The 18,358-nt window shown below is 62.6% G+C and carries 22 protein-coding genes; 5 read left to right on the top strand and 17 right to left on the bottom strand.

All coding sequences use genetic code 11. From position 1 onward, the window contains the following. From ACEPP2_RS12535 to ACEPP2_RS12520, 4 genes are all read right to left on the bottom strand, one after another. Complete coding sequence (locus ACEPP2_RS12535; RefSeq protein ID WP_395516793.1) at positions 1-729, bottom strand: hypothetical protein; 729 nt, start codon at positions 727-729, stop codon at positions 1-3. Between the two features lie 16 nt (positions 730-745). Next, positions 746-1,003 (bottom strand): hypothetical protein, encoded by a 258-nt coding sequence (locus tag ACEPP2_RS12530; protein WP_052637754.1) that lies wholly within the window; start codon positions 1,001-1,003, stop codon positions 746-748. 101 nt (positions 1,004-1,104) lie between these two features. After that, entirely contained in the window at positions 1,105-1,542 is a 438-nt protein-coding gene (locus ACEPP2_RS12525) for a TIGR02301 family protein (protein ID WP_395516792.1), read from the bottom strand. A 23-nt stretch (positions 1,543-1,565) separates the two neighbouring features. Next, on the bottom strand, positions 1,566-1,994 hold the full coding sequence (locus ACEPP2_RS12520) for an NUDIX hydrolase (protein WP_395516791.1): 429 nt from the start codon (positions 1,992-1,994) through the stop codon (positions 1,566-1,568). Between the two features lie 73 nt (positions 1,995-2,067). Here ACEPP2_RS12520 and ACEPP2_RS12515 point away from each other — a divergent pair, with 73 nt between their 5' ends. From ACEPP2_RS12515 to ACEPP2_RS12505, 3 genes are read left to right on the top strand one after another with little or no spacing between them, the layout of a single operon-like run. Further along, on the top strand, positions 2,068-2,391 hold the full coding sequence (locus ACEPP2_RS12515; protein ID WP_152340544.1) for a YnfA family protein: 324 nt from the start codon (positions 2,068-2,070) through the stop codon (positions 2,389-2,391). A 42-nt stretch (positions 2,392-2,433) separates the two neighbouring features. Next, positions 2,434-3,189, top strand: a complete 756-nt coding sequence (locus ACEPP2_RS12510) for an SOS response-associated peptidase (RefSeq protein ID WP_395516790.1) — start codon at positions 2,434-2,436, stop codon at positions 3,187-3,189. A gap of 27 nt (positions 3,190-3,216) precedes the next feature. After that, positions 3,217-3,834: a LysE/ArgO family amino acid transporter gene (locus ACEPP2_RS12505; RefSeq protein WP_395516789.1), complete on the top strand. Its 618-nt coding sequence runs from the start codon at positions 3,217-3,219 to the stop codon at positions 3,832-3,834. On the opposite strand, the gene ACEPP2_RS12500 is transcribed toward ACEPP2_RS12505, so the two are convergent. From ACEPP2_RS12500 to ACEPP2_RS12475, 6 genes are all read right to left on the bottom strand, one after another. Beyond that, positions 3,835-3,963 (bottom strand): hypothetical protein, encoded by a 129-nt coding sequence (locus ACEPP2_RS12500; RefSeq protein WP_280514316.1) that lies wholly within the window; start codon positions 3,961-3,963, stop codon positions 3,835-3,837. 148 nt (positions 3,964-4,111) lie between these two features. Further along, positions 4,112-4,933: a CDP-diacylglycerol--serine O-phosphatidyltransferase gene (pssA, locus tag ACEPP2_RS12495; RefSeq protein ID WP_395516788.1), complete on the bottom strand. Its 822-nt coding sequence runs from the start codon at positions 4,931-4,933 to the stop codon at positions 4,112-4,114. Positions 4,934-4,949: 16 nt separating this feature from the next. Then, a complete protein-coding gene (locus ACEPP2_RS12490; protein WP_077547869.1) occupies positions 4,950-5,648 on the bottom strand; it encodes a phosphatidylserine decarboxylase in 699 nt (232 codons plus the stop codon). A gap of 123 nt (positions 5,649-5,771) precedes the next feature. Then, on the bottom strand, positions 5,772-5,900 hold the full coding sequence (locus ACEPP2_RS12485; RefSeq protein WP_268877001.1) for a hypothetical protein: 129 nt from the start codon (positions 5,898-5,900) through the stop codon (positions 5,772-5,774). Positions 5,901-5,913: 13 nt separating this feature from the next. After that, positions 5,914-7,803, bottom strand: coding sequence for an ABCB family ABC transporter ATP-binding protein/permease (locus ACEPP2_RS12480; protein WP_142586903.1), 1,890 nt, complete (start codon positions 7,801-7,803; stop codon positions 5,914-5,916). 139 nt (positions 7,804-7,942) lie between these two features. Then, positions 7,943-9,694, bottom strand: a complete 1,752-nt coding sequence (locus tag ACEPP2_RS12475) for an Ig-like domain-containing protein (RefSeq protein ID WP_395516787.1) — start codon at positions 9,692-9,694, stop codon at positions 7,943-7,945. A gap of 162 nt (positions 9,695-9,856) precedes the next feature. On the opposite strand from ACEPP2_RS12475, the gene ACEPP2_RS12470 reads away from it, so the two are divergent. Next, on the top strand, positions 9,857-10,465 hold the full coding sequence (locus tag ACEPP2_RS12470; RefSeq protein ID WP_395516786.1) for an LOG family protein: 609 nt from the start codon (positions 9,857-9,859) through the stop codon (positions 10,463-10,465). Positions 10,466-10,492: 27 nt separating this feature from the next. Here the strand turns inward: ACEPP2_RS12470 and rarD are convergent, their stop codons facing one another. After that, a complete protein-coding gene (rarD, locus tag ACEPP2_RS12465; RefSeq protein WP_395516785.1) occupies positions 10,493-11,404 on the bottom strand; it encodes an EamA family transporter RarD in 912 nt (303 codons plus the stop codon). A gap of 136 nt (positions 11,405-11,540) precedes the next feature. Between rarD and ACEPP2_RS12460 the strand changes: the two genes are divergently transcribed. Further along, complete coding sequence (locus ACEPP2_RS12460; RefSeq protein WP_395516784.1) at positions 11,541-12,416, top strand: protein-L-isoaspartate O-methyltransferase family protein; 876 nt, start codon at positions 11,541-11,543, stop codon at positions 12,414-12,416. Here the strand turns inward: ACEPP2_RS12460 and cimA are convergent, their stop codons facing one another. From cimA to cysS, 6 genes are all read right to left on the bottom strand, one after another. Further along, on the bottom strand, positions 12,417-14,033 hold the full coding sequence (gene cimA, locus ACEPP2_RS12455; protein ID WP_395516783.1) for a citramalate synthase: 1,617 nt from the start codon (positions 14,031-14,033) through the stop codon (positions 12,417-12,419). A gap of 39 nt (positions 14,034-14,072) precedes the next feature. Continuing rightward, the gene (gene pip / locus ACEPP2_RS12450; RefSeq protein WP_395516820.1) at positions 14,073-15,044 is read right to left on the bottom strand and encodes a prolyl aminopeptidase; all 972 of its coding nucleotides are present in this window, start codon (positions 15,042-15,044) and stop codon (positions 14,073-14,075) included. 9 nt (positions 15,045-15,053) lie between these two features. Next, positions 15,054-15,740 (bottom strand): hypothetical protein, encoded by a 687-nt coding sequence (locus ACEPP2_RS12445; RefSeq protein ID WP_395516782.1) that lies wholly within the window; start codon positions 15,738-15,740, stop codon positions 15,054-15,056. Between the two features lie 237 nt (positions 15,741-15,977). After that, entirely contained in the window at positions 15,978-16,460 is a 483-nt protein-coding gene (locus ACEPP2_RS12440; RefSeq protein WP_395516781.1) for a GFA family protein, read from the bottom strand. Then, positions 16,457-16,939, bottom strand: a complete 483-nt coding sequence (locus ACEPP2_RS12435) for a GFA family protein (protein ID WP_395516780.1) — start codon at positions 16,937-16,939, stop codon at positions 16,457-16,459. The genes ACEPP2_RS12440 and ACEPP2_RS12435 overlap by 4 nt, the downstream gene beginning before the upstream one ends. Beyond that, complete coding sequence (cysS, locus tag ACEPP2_RS12430; protein WP_395516779.1) at positions 16,936-18,321, bottom strand: cysteine--tRNA ligase; 1,386 nt, start codon at positions 18,319-18,321, stop codon at positions 16,936-16,938. Before cysS ends, ACEPP2_RS12435 begins: the two co-directional genes overlap by 4 nt. Positions 18,322-18,358 lie beyond the last annotated feature (37 nt).

Here is an 18,358-nt window from a genome sequence, read left to right as displayed (position 1 = left end):
TCAGTCGCCGCCGGTGAGGGACTTCCATTCTCCGTCGGGCGTGATCGCCAGGCGGTAGAAGTTGTAGTTGCCGCCTTCCTCCATTCCCATCAGGTCGCCAGCAGTCACAATCCGCAGCAATTCCACCCGCTCCGGCGGCGTCAGGGATGCCAGCGGCTTTCCGGCAAAGTACGGCCACACATAGGCTTCCTCCTCCGTGCCGGCATCCATCCGGACCGCTCCGCTCGACAGGATGTCGAGGAGAATTGCGAGGATCTCCAGGCCTTCCGGATCGCCGGAATAGCTTCGCAACGCGTCGATGGGGTCGCTGATGTCGCCGTTGATGATCGTCTGCCGAGGACCGGTCGTCAGCGGCCGCAGTCGCTCGACGTCTCCGGAAGCCGCGGCCTCGACCAGCAGTTCGCGCATTCGGCGAACCGGTTCCGGCAGGAGTGTAGGATCAAGGATGATCCCGGCGGCGACGGGGTCGCCTGCCTCCGGCGTCACGACTTCCTGTGCGCCGTCGTTGCGCGGTACAGACCGGTTGATCAGGGGCTCGGGAAGAGGCAGGCCCGGAGCCACATCCTCGCTCTCTTCGACCGCTTGCTCCCGGCTATCCTGCCCGCGATTGGAACCGAATTCGGAAAGTGCGACCGTGGAGACGGGGAAAAGAGCAACAACCAGCAGCGCACCGAGCGCAATTCTGCCGGCGGCAAGGCATTTTTCGAAGCTTCCCGGTGCCTGGTGCATCGGAACGCCCTGCGCTTTATTGAAGACTGCGTTCCGGAGAGAATTCGCCCGCCAGCATCCGCTCGCGAAGGGTCTCCAGCATGGCTTCGGCGCCCATTTCGCCGTGGATGCGGATCGTCTCGCGCATGGCGAGCGCGAAAGCGGCATCGGCAATGATCTCGGGCTCGATGCCGTCCGCCATTCCGTCCGCCCAGGCCTCGTTCTGGTACTCCAGCGCAACCTGCATCTTCTCATGGACAATCATGTCGTCGATTTCGTTGCGGCCTGTCTGCATCATGTCTTCCTCGGTGACCCGTGGGTTACTTCGTCGTTAAGGACTCTAGCAGCCTTTTACCAAAACGACACGGTCTGCTGGCGAAGGAGGTAAATAATACCCTAATTTCCGAATCTGGCGGCAATTTCTCCGGCGAGTGTTGCGCCTTCGTTACGGTGGCGCTCTTCTGCCGTCCGTGCCGCGTCCGTGCATGTGGTATGAACGGCGGCGAAGGAACGGTAGCCGCGATTGAAGGCAGCCGTAAGGCGCTCGCGCCGTTTCGGCTCGCTTTCGGTATCTGCATTCAGCAGATCCTGCATCGCGGTTCGCCAGTCATCCGAAGTCTCCCCGCAAAGTGTCCGAAGGTAGTGCAGGGAACCGAGGATCTCGGCGAGCCGCGAAAGCTGCTGGTCGTAAGGTGCCGGCTTGTCTTCCTGAGCGGGCGCGGTCGCGGGCCCGGGCGTGGCTGGGGGAGGGACGGCCTCCTGCGCCGCCAGCGGCGGAACGGCGAACGCAATCAGGCTCAGGAGTGTCGCGCCGGCTAGCAGTCTTGATGGCATGGTTTCTCTCGCTGTGGCTCGGCTCAGCCGGGTTCCGTGGTTAGCTTCTCGATGCAATCAAGCACGCTTGCCGGCACCGGAAGCGCCCGAATCTCCTCCAGCGTATACCAGCCCTGGTCAGCGGCATCATCCCCGGCAATGGCTTCCGATGATGCGTCAGCACTAACTCGGAAGACCGACAGCAGGAAATGCGTCTCGATCATGCCATTCGCATTCTCGGTCTTGAGGTCGTAGGTGGCGAAGAGCACAGGGTCGCGCGCTTCGATGCCGGTCTCCTCGAAGAATTCTCGAAGCGCCGTCTGCTCCGGGCTTTCGCCCTCCTCGGCGCGACCGCCTGGAAAGGCGAACATGTCCGCTGCTGGCGGATTGCGCCGGCGGATCAGCAGGAAGCGGCCATTTCGTTCCAGGATGGCGGAGGAGGCAAGGGCGGGCGGCGCCGGAGATGCTGTCATGCGAAGTTGGTCCCTGATCGTCCGTAGGGTAGAACGAATCGCGGGAAACGGGAACGGAGAGGACCAGACATTGATGAAGGCATATCTTCTCTTTTCCGTAGCAGCGCTTGCCGAGATCGCCGGCTGCTTCGCCTTCTGGGCCTGGTGGCGGCTGGACAAGCCGGTGTGGTGGCTGGTGCCGGGCATGATGTCGCTTGCTGTCTTCGCAGCAGCCCTCGCGCTTGTGCCGAGCGAGGCCGCCGGCCGAACCTACGCCGCCTATGGCGGCATCTATATCGTCGCCTCCATTCTGTGGCTTTGGCTGGTCGAAGGGCGTCTCCCGGATCGCTGGGACGTTTCCGGCGGCCTTGTATGCCTCGCCGGAGCAACCCTCATCCTGTTCGGCCCCCGGGCCTGAGCCTTCCTTGACCGCTTGCGAGGGTGGTGCGATGACAATTGCATGTGTGGACGCTATGCGCTGACCGCGACGCCGGAAGATATTCTGCACTTCCTGAGCGTCATCGACATTGAAGACTTCCCGGCACGCTTCAACATCGCGCCGACGCAGCCGATTCTCGTTGTTGCCGCGGAGGACCATCACGAGCCGGGCAGCAACCTGCCGCCGCGACGTGCGCTCCTGGCGCGCTGGGGGTTCATTCCGGGCTGGGTGAAGGATGTCCGCAACTTTCCCCTGCTGATCAACGCCCGCGCGGAAACTGCCCAGGAAAAGGCATCGTTCCGCGGCGCCATGCGCCACCGGCGCATCCTCGTTCCTGCCTCGGGATTTTATGAATGGCGTCGGCCAGCCAAGGAAACGGGGCTGCCGGCGCAGCCGTATTGGATTCGCCCGCGCAAGGGTGGACTCGTGGCGTTCGGTGGGCTGATGGAGACCTATGCATCGGCGGACGGGTCCGAACTCGACACGGCCGCGATCCTGACAACAAAGGCAAACGCAGCCATTGCGGGCATTCATGATCGCATGCCGGTCGTTATTCAGCCGGACGATTTCTCGCGCTGGCTCGACTGCAAGACGCAGGAGCCGAGGGAGGTGGCCGACCTGATGCAGCCTGCGCCGGACGACTTCTTCGAAGCCCTTCCGGTCTCCGATCTTGTCAACAAGGTCGCCAACATGGGTCCGGAACTCCAGAAGCCGATCATCCTGGCGGAACCCCAGGACCCGCCTCCCAAGGCTACAGCCCAGATGTCGCTCTTCTGATTCAATCCTGAAACTTGGACGTCTTCCATGCTCTCCGCAGCACTCTCGGGCTTCGCGCTCGGCGCCTCGCTCATCATCGCCATTGGCGCGCAGAATGCCTTCATCCTCCGGCAGGGCCTGATCCGCAGCCACGTCTTCATCCTGTGCCTGATCTGCGCGCTCTCTGATGCCTTGCTCATTGCCGCGGGCGTTGCCGGGGTGGGGACGATCGTGGCGCAATCGCCAACGCTGATCATGGTCGTCACGGTTGGCGGTGCGGTTTTCCTTGCCACTTATGCCTTCATGGCATTTCGCCGTGCCTTGCGGCCGACGGCCATGGCGGCGGGTACGCCGGAAGGACTGCCGCTGAAGACAGCGGTGGCGACCTGCCTGGCCTTCACCTTCCTCAATCCGCACGTTTATCTGGATACTGTGGTTCTGCTGGGAAGCCTGTCTGCCGCTTTCGAAGGATCCGAACGTGCGGCCTATGGCGCGGGAGCCGTCGTCTCTTCCTTCGTCTGGTTCTTCGCCCTGGGCTACGGCGCCCGCCTTCTTGCGCCGCTGTTTGCCAGACCCGCCGCATGGCGGGTCCTGGATGTTCTGATCGGACTCGTGATGAGCCTATTGTCGATCGGGCTGATCGTCAGCCTGGTCAAATATGCCTGATCAGCCGGCAGGCTTCAGGACCTTCTTCGGCTTCAGCATTAGCGCTGCGGCGACAACCGCCTTCAGGGCCAGCGGGCGAAAGGGAGGCGTCTGCTCAGGTTTAGGGGCGGTAACGGGGTCTTTGCTCATGGTGGTCTCCTCGCCATGCGATCTGGTCTTGCGGCAGAGGATCTTGTCTTCAAACTCGGCGGAATAGTGGCGTAACGGCAGGCAACCTTTCACCTGCTCGCTTTGGTCGCACCTTGAAGCGAAACTGATGCAAACCTGCCGCAGTGCCTCAGACGGATGCGTTGTCGTCCTCGATCGTCAACGTTCCGTACCGTCGCTGCCAAAGCCGCGCGCTGAACGGCAGGAAGGCGAGGTAGGCGAGGACGCTGACGACGAGCACCTGCCATGTGTAGCTCATCAGCAGTGCGACATAGAGGACGACCACCAGAAGGATGGGAAACATCAGGTCTCGGCGCACCTTCGTCTGGGATTTGCCCGACCAGACCGGCAGGCGACTGACAAGCAGGTAGCCGATCAGGATCGTGTAGGCGACGCTGCCGTAGACGAATACCGGGGAGGGATCCACACCGAGGAAACCCAGGTAGACCGGCAGCAGCACCAGCACCGCACCCAGTGGGGCGGGCACGCCGACGAAGAATTCCGACTGCCAGGCCGCCTTTTCCTGACGCTCTTCCATGACGTTGAAACGCGCGAGCCGAAGCCCCGCGGCAATCGCGTAGATGAGGGCTGCGATCCATCCGAAGGAGCGGGCATGGTCGAGCAGGAAAGCATAGGAGACAAGCGCCGGTGCGACGCCGAAGTTAATGATGTCGGCGAGCGAGTCCATCTGCACGCCGAAGCGGGAACTAGCCTTGAGAAGCCGCGCGACCCGCCCGTCGATGCCGTCGAGGAAGGCCGCGAGCAGCACCATCGCCACCGCCAGTTCATAGCGTCCCTCGAAGCCGAGCCGGATTCCGGTCAACCCGGCGCAGATGGCAAGAACCGTGATGAGGTTCGGCACCATCAGCCGCACGGGTATTTCCCGCAGCCGGGGGCCCCGTCCGCTCGTGTCGGACCGCGGTGTCTCTGGCGGGGAAACGGGGTTCTCCATGCGCTCTCCTCTTGCTTTAGCTGCGGCGGCTGATGGTCGGACCCTTGATCGAGCCGAATTCGGCAATGACGGTCTCGCCACCATAAGTCATCTGGCCGACGGAAACACGCGGCTGCGCCGTCGCCGGCAGCAGGACATCGAGACGGGAGCCGAAGCGGATGAGCCCGAAGCGTTCGCCGGCATTCAGTGGCTCGGTGGGCTTCACCCAGCAGACGATGCGGCGCGCGACGAGGCCGGCGATCTGCACGACGCCGATCTTGCCGTGATGCGTCTCGATGACCATCCCGTTGCGCTCGTTGTCTTCGCTCGCCTTGTCAAGTTCGGCATTGATGAATTGGCCCGCCCGATACTGGATCTCCGTCACCTGTCCGCGCATGGGGGAGCGGTTGATGTGGCAGTCGAAGACGTTCATGAAAACGGAAATGCGCAGCATCGGCTCGCTGCCGAGATTGAGTTCAGCTGGCGGCACCACCATCTGGACGGACGAGACGCGGCCGTCTGCGGGACTCAGAACGAGATCGTCATCCTGCGGCACGACGCGTTCGGGGTCACGGAAGAAATAGGCGCACCAGAGCGTCAGCACGAGGCCGATCCAGAACAGCGGCTCGGCAATCCAGCCGAGGATCAGCGATGCGATGAAGAAAGCCGCAACGAAAACGTAGCCTTCCTTATGGATCGGCACGAGCGTATTGCGAATGGTGTCGAACAGATTGATCAACCCGGATCTCCTCAAGATGTCAGCTTTCGCTGACTACAGGCAAACAGTTTGGGGGGCAATGCGGTTCCGCCGCATCCACCGGGGACATGGATCTGCGTATCGGATGCGCCTGCATGGCCCTCATTGTGGATCGACCCATCCAAGCCAGGTCGTGAGCGCCAGCAGCGGCGAACCGTAGAAGATCAGCACGAGCGCATAGGCAAGCGCGACGGCGCCGGCAATCATCATCCGCTTGGTCGAATATCTCATCCTATCCGGCCCTTCATTCTGCCGCGGGAGCGCCGCGAGCGATAACGCCCATGTCGTCGCTCTCCCGGACCTTCCTCAGCTGTTCTTCGGCCTGCGTTGCCTCACGCTGGCGGTTCCACATGGAGGCATAGAGACCGTCCTGGGCGAGCAGGTCTGCATGGGTGCCGCGTTCGGCTATGCCGCCGTCGCGTAGCACGATGATCTCATCGGCATTGATGACCGTGGACAGCCTGTGGGCGATCACCAGCGTCGTCCGGTTCTTCGACACGACGTCCAGCGCCGCCTGTATCTCATGCTCCGTCGTGGTATCCAGCGCGGAAGTCGCCTCGTCGAGGATGAGGATCGGCGGAGCCTTGAGGATCGTCCGGGCAATTGCCACGCGCTGCTTTTCGCCGCCCGAAAGCTTCAGTCCCCGTTCGCCGACCATCGTGTCGTACCCATGCGGCAGGCTCTCGATGAACGTCCCGATTTGCGCCACCTCGGCAGCGGCGGTGACCTCATCCTCGGTTGCCCCCGGGCGGCCGTAGCGGATGTTGTAGGCGATGGTGTCGTTGAAGAGGACCGTATCCTGCGGCACCATCCCGATCACAGCCCGAAGCGACTTCTGGGTCACTCCGCGGATGTCCTGACCATCGATGGTGATGGCGCCCGCCTGGACGTCGTAGAAGCGGTAGAGCAGGCGCGAGATCGTCGACTTGCCGGCACCCGAGGGCCCGACGATCGCGACCGTCTTTCCGGCCGGCACCTCGAACGAGATGCCCTTGAGGATCGGCCGTTCCGGATCATAGGAAAAGTGGACGTCGCGGAAGGCGAGGGCACCCTGGCGGATCTGCAACGGCTGGGCGTCCGGCTTGTCGACCACTTCCGCCTCGACCTCCAGGAGGTCGAACATCTGCTCGATATCTGTCAGCCCCTGGCGGATTTCGCGGTAGACGAAGCCAATGAAGTTGAGCGGCACGGAAAGCTGCAGCAGCAGTGCATTGACAAAGACGAAATCGCCGATGGTCTGCTCGCCCCGCTGGACGGCCATGGCAGACATCACCATCATCACCGTCATGCCGAGGCCGAAGATGACGCCCTGGCCGAAGTTGAGCCAGCCAAGCGAGGTCCAGACCTGTGTTGCCGACTTCTCGTAGCGCGCCATGGAGGCATCGAAGCGCCGTGCTTCCATCTCCTCGTTGCCGAAATACTTCACGGTCTCGAAGTTGAGGAGCGAATCGATTGCCTTGGTATTGGCGTCCGTGTCGCTGTCGTTCATCGACCGGCGGATAGCGATGCGCCAATCGCTCGCCCGCACCGTGAACCAGACATAGGCCCACACTGTCACGGCGGTGATGGCGACGTAGGAGAAGCCGTAGCTCAGCCAGAAGATCACCGCGGTCAGCAGGAACTCGATGAAGGTGGGCACTGAGTTGAGAATGGTAAAGCGGACGATGGTCTCGATGCCCTTCGTGCCGCGCTCGATGATGCGCGACAGGCCGCCGGTCTTGCGCTCCAGGTGGAAGCGCAGCGACAGCTTGTGCATGTGCACGAAGGTCTTGTAGGCGAGCTGCCGCACGGCATGTTGGCCGACGCTGGCGAACAGCGCATCGCGCAACTGGTTGAGGCCCACCTGGAATATGCGGGTGAGGTTGTAGGCGATCACCAGCACGACGGCGCCGAGAAGGAAGGCCGGCAGTATACCGGCCATGTCAAGTCTGCCATTCAGTGCATCAGTGGCCCACTTGAAGAAGTAGGGGACCCCGAGCAGGACGAGCTTGGCGAGAAACAGGAAGACGGTTGCCCAGATCACGCGGCGTTTCAGGTCGCCGCGCCCGTGTGGCCACATATAGGGCCACAGGTTCACCAGCGTCCCAAGCGGATTGCTGGAATCCGCCGAAACGGTCTTCTTTGCTATTGCCATCTAAGTCTCCGGAGGGCGGCTTCCGCCTGTTGCGGACTTAAGGTGCGGGCACAGGCGATGCAAGAGGACGCGACCGGGAGCGGGTCTGTGCAAGGCCGGAAAGGAAATGTCCCGACCTTGAACATATCAAGGTCGGGGGTTAGCGCTGCTGCTTCTGCAGGCGCTTGCGGTGCAGTTCTTCCGCATCCGGGAGCGCCTCGTCCGGCACGCCGAAGATCTGGCCGGGCTCGATCAGGTCCGGATTGTTGATCTGGTCCTGGTTGGCGAGGTAGATCGTGGTGTAGCGGACGCCCTGGCCGTAGACCCGCCGTGAAATCTGCCACAGCGTGTCGCCGCGGCGGATGATGACGGAATTCCGCGCCTGCGTCAGCGGTGCCTGCTCAATGGTCTTAGGGCCTGTCGCCGCCGCCTGTTCGGAGGCTCCGTTACCGATGTCACCACTCTCGGCGATCACCGGTCCTACGGCGGCTTCGATTGTTGAAGCGAGCTCGGGAAGCGCAGTTCCGACAGCCTCTGGCTGAGCCGGAAGGCCATCGATCGCCGCTAGCGCCTCGCCGGCCTGTCTTGCGGCTTGGTCGACTATGTCGCGCGCATCCGCGCTTGCCCCGGCCGGCAGCCGGTATTCGGATAGCGACTTGAGCGCGATGACGGTGCCTGACCGTGCCGCGGCGAGTTCTTCCGCGGAGGGCTGCCTTCCGTTCTCATAGAGTCCCTTCAGCAGGGCGAATGCCCGTGCGGCTTCGTTGCGAAGTTTGTCGAAAGCGCCGTCATCGATCGCCGAGACCGAGCCTGGGCCATTCTGCCCGGCTACGGCCGCGACCTGGGCACCAGCCGGACGGATGAACGGAACCTCGACGCGAAGCGCGGTCTTGCCTGCGCCGTCCATCAGTTCGACCGCGATCGTATGATTGCCGACCGGCAGATCGATGACACCCTCGATGACGAAGTTGCCGTCATTCGTGGCCTTGGCCCGCCCGACGGTCTGGTCGTTGGCAAAACCCAGAAGGGAAGCGCCGGAGGGGGCGCGACCGGCGATGAACAGGCGGCTGCCTTCGATCTCGACGGCGCTGATCTGAATATCGGCCACAGGAGTCTGAGCACGGGGCGATTCGGGCGCGGCGGCCGGAAGGGTCGGTGAGATCGGTGGCGCCGTAGCAACGAGGTCGGAGGCGGCGCCGGGCAGTTCGGGAAATGCAGGCGACGCGTTGCCGGTATCGACGGACGCTAAATCCGCATCCGTGTTGCCCGCTGCCGGAACGTTTATCAGGCGGCTGGCCTTGCCCGGCTTGGTGACCATGGCGAGCAGCTTGCCATCCTCGGTTTCCGGTACCGAGACGGTCGCTGTTTCATCGGAGAGTACCGTCTCGCCATTCTTGCCGGTCGCGCGCAGGACCAGTTGATGGTCGCCGGCCGGCAAGGGCTGATCGAGCACAATCGCGAAATCTCCGCTTGGGCCTGCCTTGATGGCGGCGATGATCTTGTCGCCGGCTGCGACCTCGACCGTCGCATCGGGTTCAGCACGGCCGGCGATCACGGTGGACCCGTTCGGCTCGACACGCAGGACATCGAATGCGGGTGCGGCGGAAGTTGCGGGTGCCTGCGATGCCGCCTCGGGGACGGGAGCAGAGGCAGGCGGCTGTGGGGCGTCGGCAGGGGTGGCAATCGGCGGCGCCGAGGCGACGTCGGTCGAGGCGCCCGTCGCCGGTGCAGCGCTTCCGATCTCCGTCTCCTGTTTCTGGGTCACCGCCTCCTTGACCGTCTCGCCGGCTTCGTTGATCTTGTCGGTGATTTGCTGGCCTTCGTCGGAGATCCTGGGCAGCACGAAGAAGACCATCAGCAGCGTCGCGACTGCGAGTACGGAAAGAGCCAGCCAGCCGGCGCGGTTTCTCATGTTCATTCGTCTCCGGGCGGATGTGCCACCAGTTCGGATTACCCGTTTCCTACTGGCTTAACAAGCTTTTCGCTCTTCGCGGGCTTGCCGTTCCGGCCGTTTCCCGCCACTTTTGCAGATGACCGCATTCGCGGCTCGCTCTCATGTTCGTTTCTGGAGTCGATGGTGTCCATTCAGTCAATCTGCGTCTATTGCGGTTCCCAGCCTGGCCGCGACCCTGCCTACATCGCGGCCGGCCATGCGCTCGGAAAATCGATCGCCGCCCACGGCCTGCGCCTCGTATATGGCGGCGGTACCAAGGGCATTATGGGCGCAGTGGCCGCAGGCGTGCTAGCCAATGGCGGGCAGGTGACAGGTATTATACCAGAGTTTCTCGTGGATATGGAGGCCACCCGTCATTCTCTTAGCCAACTCGACGAACTGATCGTCACGGAGGACATGCATGCGCGCAAGCACGCCATGTTCGAACGTTCGGATGCGTTCGTTACCCTTCCGGGCGGCATCGGCACGCTCGAGGAGATCGTCGAGATCATGACCTGGACGCAGCTCGGCCGGCACGAGAAGCCGATGGTCTTCGCCAATATCGGCGGCTTCTGGAAGCCCATGCTCGATCTGGTCGACCACATGCGGGAGCAGGGGTTCATCCACCGCGCACACCTCGTTCAGCCCCTGGTCATCGACGATGTGGAGGACATCGTACCCGCGATCCTGGATCGGGCCAGCGACATCACCCCGACCCCTGGCGAGGAAGCGGTGATTTCAAGGCTCTAGAAAAGGTTTTGGCCGGCGACCCTCTCCTCAGTGGCCGCGGGCCTGCATCAGCATCGACCAGCTGTAGATGGCGAGCGCCGACCAGATCAGAACGAAGGCGCCGAGCTTCACCATGCTAAGCGGCTCGTGGAACACGAAGACAGCAATCAGGAAGATCATGGTCGGCGCGATATACTGCATGATGCCGATGGTCGAGAGCCTCAGCAACTTTGCGCCATTGGCGTAGATCATCAGCGGTCCAGCGGTGATGACGCCGGTCGCCGCAAGAAGGAGCGTGTCCGACGTGCTGGAGTGGATGAGATGCCCGCTGCCAGACATTTCTGCATAGACGATGTAGGCGAGGGCGAACGGCGTGAGGATCAGCACCTCGAGGAAGAAGCCCTGGTTTGGCCCCACGGGAAGCGTCTTGCGGAAGAAGGCATAGAACCCCCAGCTGACCGTCAGGACCAGCGAAGCCCAGGGAAGCCCACCGACGTCGTAGGTCAGGATCGCGACAGCGACGACCACCAGGGCGATCGCGGCGAGTTGTACGGGCTGCAGGCGCTCCTTGAGGAGCACGGCCGCCAGGAAGATGCTGAACAGCGGGTTGATGAAATAGCCGAGCGCGGTGTCCAGCGCGCGATCGACCGAGATCGCCCAGACATAAACGCCCCAATTGACGGTAATCAGCGCCGCGGTCAACCCAGCCATCATCAGCGTCCGCGGAGACCGGAACGCAGCCTTCAGCTCTGATGTCCGGCGCAGGATCAGCAGCACGATCCCCGCGACCGGAACTGACCAGACCACCCGGTGCGCCAGGACTTCGAAAGGCGACATGTGTGCAACCGCCTTCATGTAGATCGGCAGGAAACCCCACAGCAAATAGGCCGTGAGCGCGAAGGCGAAGCCGCGAGCGGAATCCTCGTTCTTGGCCGGGGCGGGCGCGTCTGTGGTGGCCATGGATGTTTCCGATCGTCTTTCCGCTTATGGTTGCCATCTACTCCTCGCGCAGAGGAGGAACCAATTCATTTGCGTGAAGAGTTGATCGCGGTCATGAATTCCAGGCAGTCGCCATGCCAGCGAAACCGGAGGCCTCATGAAATTCGAAGAGCAGCCCCCTCATCGCCAGCTGTTTGCGCGGCAGGTGCTCGCCAAGGCCGGGGTGGCCAACGACCCTCGCCTGCTCGATGCTCTGGCATCCGTCGAACGGGAGCCGTTCTTCGGACCTCCGCCGTGGTTCTACAGTGATTTCTCGACCTATCGCGAACTGGCCTCGCACGACCCGGTCGTTCTCTACCAGGACATGCTCGTGGCGCTGGATCCGGCGCGTCACGTCAACAACGGGGTCCCCTCCCTCCATGCCGGTGCGCTGAACCAGCTGGGAGTCCGACCGGGGGAACGGGTCGCCCATCTCGGCGCCGGGACAGGTTATTACACTGCGATACTCGCTGAACTGGTTGGGCCGTCAGGCCATGTCACCGCCGTTGAGTACGACGGGGAGTTGGCCGGCAAGGCAGCAGGGGCCCTCCAGAACCGAAGCAATGTCACGGTCATTCACGGAGATGCCCTAGTGTTTCCGCAAGCGGCTGTCGACGTCGTCTATGTCAACTTCGCGCTTGACCATCCGGCTGCGGCCTGGGTCGATCAACTTGCGCCTGGCGGTCGCCTCCTGTTCCCGCTGGGGATCCCGGCCCGGAGCGCCAACGGGGAGCAGTTGCCGTTTACGAGCATGGCCGGGTTTCTCCTGATCGACCGGCGCCCGGCAGGTTACGGTGCCCGCTTCCTGCAACCGGTGTCTTTCGTCTTCGCGGAAGGGCAAGAGCCGCCGCCGGCCAGCCGTCGGGAGGGCCTGGAGGCGGCCTTCCGGCGCCGCATCGCGGACCAGGTGCGGCAGTTGCGGTGGCGCCGTCCTCCGGAAGATGACGAGTGGTATTCGGAAGAGGGTTGGGGCCTCTCGAAGCGCGGGCCGTAGCTATTCCGCTGCGATCCGCCCCGCCATGTGGCGGTTCTTCATCAGCTTGTAGACGATCGAATCGGTCAGCGCCTGGAACGAGGCGTCGATGATGTTTTCCGACACCCCGACCGTCCACCAGCGCGTTCCGTCGCCATCGGTCGATTCGATCAGCACGCGCGTGATGGCGGCGGTGCCGCCGTTCAGAATGCGCACCTTGAAGTCGGCCAGTACGAGGTCAGCGATTTCCGCTTGGTATTTGCCGAGATCCTTGCGCAATGCCAGGTCGAGCGCGTTCACCGGGCCGTCACCCTCAGCGACGGACATGACCTGCTCGCCATCGACATCGAGCTTCACGACCGCTTCCGACACTGTCTTGATGCGGCCATTGGCGTCGAAGCGTCGCTCCACCATCACCCTGAAGCTGTCGACGGTGAAGAATTCCGGAATGGTGCCCAGCGTCCGGTGGGCGAGAAGCTCGAAGCTGGCATCGGCGCCCTCATAGGCATAGCCGGTTGCCTCTCGCTCCTTGACGATGGAAATCAGCAGGTCGAGCTTCGGGTCGTCCTTGCCAACCTCGATGCCGCGTCGCTTCAGGGCATTGATGAAGTTCGACTTGCCGCCCTGGTCGGAGACCATCACCTTGCGGAAGTTGCCGACGCATTCAGGCGCCACGTGTTCGTAGGTTCTTGGGTCCTTGAGCAGTGCGGAGGCATGGATGCCGGCCTTGGTCGCAAAGGCGGAGGCGCCGACATAGGGCGCCTGATGGTTCGGCGACCGGTTCAGCAACTCGTCGAAGGCATGGCTGAGATTGGTGAGCCCCTCAAGCCGCACCGCGTCGATCCCTGTCTCGAGGCGGCTGGAATAGCGCTCCTTCAGCGACAGGGTGGCGATCAGGGTCACCAGATTGGCGTTACCACAGCGCTCGCCGATGCCGTTCAGCGTCCCCTGGATTTGCCGACAGCCCGCCTCGACGGCGGCGAGTGAGTTGGCGACCGCCTGGCCGGTATCGTCATGGGCGTGGATGCCGAGGGATGATCCCGGAATGCCTACTGCGATGACCGCGCCGACGATCTCCCGGATCTCTGCCGGCTGGGTGCCGCCATTGGTGTCGCAAAGCACGACCCAGCGCGCCCCCGCCTCATAAGCCGTCCTAGCGCAGGAAAGCGCATAATCGGGATTTGCCTTATAGCCGTCGAAGAAATGCTCGCAGTCGACCAGTGCTTCCTTGCCAGCGGCTCGTGCCGCCTCGACGCTCTCCCGGATCGACTGAAGGTTCTCCTCGTTGGAGCAGCCGAGGGCGACGCGGACATGGTAGTCCCAGCTTTTTGCGACGAAGCAGATGGCGTCGCTGCGAGCCTGCAGCAGCGTCGCAAGTCCAGGGTCGTTGGACGCGGAAATGCCGGCCCGCTTCGTCATGCCGAATGCGACAAAGCTGGCCTTCTGTGTCCGCTTCTCCGAGAAGAAGGCGGTATCCGTCGGATTGGCCCCGGGATACCCGCCTTCGACATAATCGAGACCGAAATTGTCGAGCATCGCCGAAATCGCGATCTTGTCCTCGACGGAAAAATCGACGCCCGGCGTCTGCTGCCCGTCCCGGAGCGTCGTGTCGAAGAGATAGATGCGTTCCCGCGTCATGTGCCGTCCTCCGCAGCCGCCTGTTGCGACCATTGAACCCTATGCGGTCTTGCCGGCGAACCGGTCCGTCGCCCTGATCAGCTGGTCGGTGATGCCCGGTTCGAGATAGGCATGGCCTGCGCCTTCCACGATCTGGAAATCAGCCTGGGGCCAGGCCTTGTGCAACTGCCAAGCATATTTCAGCGGGCAGGGCATGTCGTAGCGCCCGTGAATGATGACGCCAGGAATGTCCTTGAGCTTGTGCGCGTCGCGCACGAGCTGACCTTCCTCCAGCCAGCCCGCATGCACGAAATAGTGGTTCTCGATGCGGGCGAAGGCGATCGCGTAGTCGGGGTCGTGAAACTGCGCTGAATAGTCTGGATTCGGCAGGAGGGTGATCGTCTCGCCTTCCCAGGTGCTCCAGGCAAGGGCGCATTCGCGCTTCTTCGCCTCGTCATCCCCCGTCAGATACTTGCGGTAGGCGGCCATCAGGTCGCCGCGCTCGGCTTCTGGGATCGGCGCGATGAAGCGCTCCCACTTGTCGGGAAACATCTCCGAAACGCCGAACTGATAGTACCAGAGGAGTTCGGCGCGGGTCAGCGTGTAGATGCCGCGAAGTACGAGTTCCGTCACCCGTTCCGGATGCGTTTCCGCATAGGCAAGGGAAAGCGTCGAGCCCCACGAGCCGCCGAAGACCTGCCAGCGCTCCACGCCCATCATCTCGCGCAGCTTCTCCATGTCGGCGACGAGATGCCAGGTCGTATTGGCCTCCAGCGATGCATAGGGCGTCGACTTTCCGCAGCCGCGCTGGTCGAACAGCAGGACGTCGTAGAGTGCCGGATCGAAGAGACGCCGGTTGCCCGGCCCGAAGCCGCCACCGGGGCCGCCATGCACGAATACGGCAGGCTTAGCGCCTCGCGTGCCGACGCGCTCCCAGTAGATCGAATGGCAATCGCCGACATCGAGATGCCCTGTCTCGTAGGGCTCGATTTCCGGGTAAAGGGTGCGGAGTGTTTCAGTGGAGGAGGACATCATCAACTCTCACCTAAAGGATGTTCGCGAGGATCTGGTAACGCGGGTGGTCGACGAGATCACGGCCACGAGGAGCATCAGGGGAATGCCGAGCTCGAGCAATTCCTCCAAGATCACCATTTGCAGGCTTGTGCCCGACTCCAGCGTAATCCCGAAGGGCGCAAGCTTACGCCCAATGCCATCCGCCGCTTTGGATAAAATGGCGAAGGCTAGGGCGCCAACGATGCTCCAAGCCCAGAGCGTCCTCATCCGCAACCCGGCGACAAACTCCTTTGCGCCCATTTTGACGAGACGGATCGCAACGGTGGCAACGAAGGCGAGGGCGATCAGACCAAGAATCCGATCCAGGACCGGCGCCATGTCCGTCAGGTAGAGGTCGCTCCGCAGCACACCTATGCTCGTGAGCTTCTTGTCGAGATCGAATTCCCGTCCCATCATCAGGAGCATGATGGCCGGCACCTGCCACGAGGTCTTCCAGTTCTCACCGGGGCGAGTCCACAGCCACGCAATAGCTGCATAGGCATAAAGCAACGCCGAAGCGATCTCGATGCCGCCTGTCTCGCGGACAAGGCCAGGCCCGAACCCCGTGGTCCAGATATCCACGGCAATCAGGAAGCTGGCACCTGCCAGAGCCCAGATGATCAGGTGCCATGGGTGGCCGGTGCTTGAGGCGTGGTCGCGTCTGTCATCGGTCATGGATTGACCACCAACATCCCGGCCGGAACGATTGCCCGAGTCGGACCGGTGCTACCGACTGCAACGGAAAGTGGTTCATTCATAAGAAAGAATCCTTATCTGCAAATCTGGATGCGTGTGAAGTTCGTCATGCGAGAAAGGCGTAAGCGAGGATGGCGGCAGTGATCAGCGTCACCAGCAGACCTTTTCCAATCAGGCTGTAGAGAAGCCATTTCGGCATCTTGTTTGGGTTGTCGGTCATGGCCTGTCGCCTTCGGGCCAGGCCTCGGTATCGTGGTCGGGATGCTGGTAGGAGATGATGTCGGCGAGGAAGGGTGCTGCTTCGATATCATCCGTTGTGTGACGATTCGGCAGGTCGTGCAGCCGATCCACGAAGCCCAACTTCCCTTCGGTGCCGTACTGAATGGTCGGTGGATGCCCTGACGGATTGTCGAACGCCCCTATCGCGATCGCCACGCCGTCGGCAGCCTCGTAAGTGAGGGGAGTGCCGCACCCTGGGCAGAAGCCGCGCTTGACGTGGTTCGACGACTGGAAATGCTTCGGCTCACCGCGGGTCCAGGCGAGTTTCGCTTCACCGATATCGACCAATGGTGCGTAAAAGGCTCCGAAAGCCTTCTGACACATGCGGCAATGGCAGATCGAGGACCCCTTGACCTGCCCGGTGATCCGGAAGCGCGTCGCACCGCACTGGCACCCGCCGGTGTAAACGGGAAATGTCATGAGCGTCCCTCCGCTGGCCACTCGCTCGTGTCGTGATCCGAATGCTGGCGGCTGCTCCTGGCGATATCGGCATCGTCCTCTGCCGATGTGTCCATGCGCTCGTCGTGGGGTAATGTGTCGAGCTCGCCAAACCAAATCATCTTGCGAGGATGGTTCGTCTGCAGTTCAGGCTTCACGCTCTCCGGCTCATCCAGCGAGCCCAGCGTGATGCTGATATGGTCGTGCCCGCCGTCATAGAAGAGCGGCGTACCGCATTGACCGCAGAAGCCCCGGCGAACGTTGGCGGAAGACTGGAACCAGGTCGGCTGGCCGCGGGTCAGCGTGAAGTTCTCGTACTTCACGCCTCCGAACGGCATGAAGTAGTTTCCTGCCGCCTTCTGGCACATTCGGCAGTGGCAGACATGCGGAAAGCCGACCTCGCCCTCCGCGCGGTATCGTACGGCGCCGCATTGGCAACCGCCCGTGTGAAGCTGCGTCATCTCCTGACCTCCCAGGTCGTCACCCGCTCGCCGGTGGCCGGGTCCTTCCCGTCCTTGAGCTGGATGCCCTTGGATGAGAGATCATCGCGTATCTTGTCTGCTTCGGCAAAATTCTTCGCCTTCAGCATTTCAAGCCGCATTTCGACGAGCGCATCGACGGCGGAGCCGACCGCCTCGTCGATTTCCGTCTTTTTCGGGACGACGCCAAGAAGGGCGGCACTCGCTGCGAAGGCAGGCAGCCTGGCCGGATCAGCTTTGGCTGCCTGAGCCAGGCCATGCAGTTCCTGCACCGCCGCAACTGTGTTCAGATCATCCGAAAGCGCACCGAGGATCGCTGGATCGGGTTCGCCTTGGAACGCGTCCGGAATAGGCCACTTGGCGATCAGCCGCTCCGCCTCCTCCAGCCGCTTCACCGAAAAATCGATCGGCTCGCGATAATGCGTCATCAGCATGGCGAGCCGCAGCACCTCGCCCGGCCACTGGCGCCCGCCGAACTTGTCCGTGTGCAGGAGGTCATGGATGGTGACGAAGTTGCCTTCGGATTTCGACATCTTGCGGCCTTCGACCTGCACGAAGCCATTGTGCATCCAGACATTGGCCATCACCTGCGTGCCATGGGCGCAGCGTGATTGGGCGATCTCGTTCTCGTGGTGCGGGAAGATCAGGTCCAGCCCGCCGCCATGGATGTCGAAGACCTCGCCGAGATAGCGGCCGCTCATGGCGGAGCACTCGATGTGCCAACCGGGCCGACCCCGGCCCCAGGGGCTCTCCCAGCCAGGCTCGTTGTGCGAAGAGAGCTTCCAGAGTACGAAGTCTCCCGGGTTCTTCTTGTGCGCATCGACGGCGATACGGGCACCGGCCTGCTGCTCGTCGAGAGGGCGTTTCGAAAGCTGGCCGTAATCGCTCATCGACTTCGTGTCGAACAGCACCTCGCCGCCCGCCACATAGGCGTGCCCCTTTGCGACTAGCCGCTCGATGATCTCGATCATCTGCGGAATGTTGTCGGTCGCCCGCGGTTCGACATTCGGCTCAAGGCAGCCCAGCGCCTTTACGTCCTCGTGAAATTGCGTCTCGGTCTTTCCGGTCACGAGCCGGATCGCCTCGTTCAGTGGCAGGCCGGGATGGTCGCGCAGCGCCCGTGCATTGATCTTGTCGTCCACGTCTGTGATGTTGCGGGCATAGGTGACGTGATCGGCACCACAGAGGTGGCGCAGCAGCCGGTAGAGCACATCGAAGACGATCACGGGCCGCGCATTGCCGATATGGGCATAGTCGTAGACCGTCGGCCCGCAGACATACATGCGCACGTTGTTCGGATCGATCGGCCGGAACTCAGCCTTCTCGCGAGTCAGCGTATTGTAGAGCTTGAGCTCAACGCTCATCGAATTCTCCTGACAGCAAGCCACCGGCGGGACCGGG

The organism is Pseudorhizobium flavum (genome assembly GCF_044142885.1).
In the GTDB taxonomy this organism is placed as follows: Bacteria; Pseudomonadota; Alphaproteobacteria; order Rhizobiales; family Rhizobiaceae; genus Neorhizobium; species Neorhizobium flavum.
Note: the sequence above shows the minus strand (reverse complement) of the source record. Positions and strands in the feature narration are given on the sequence as shown.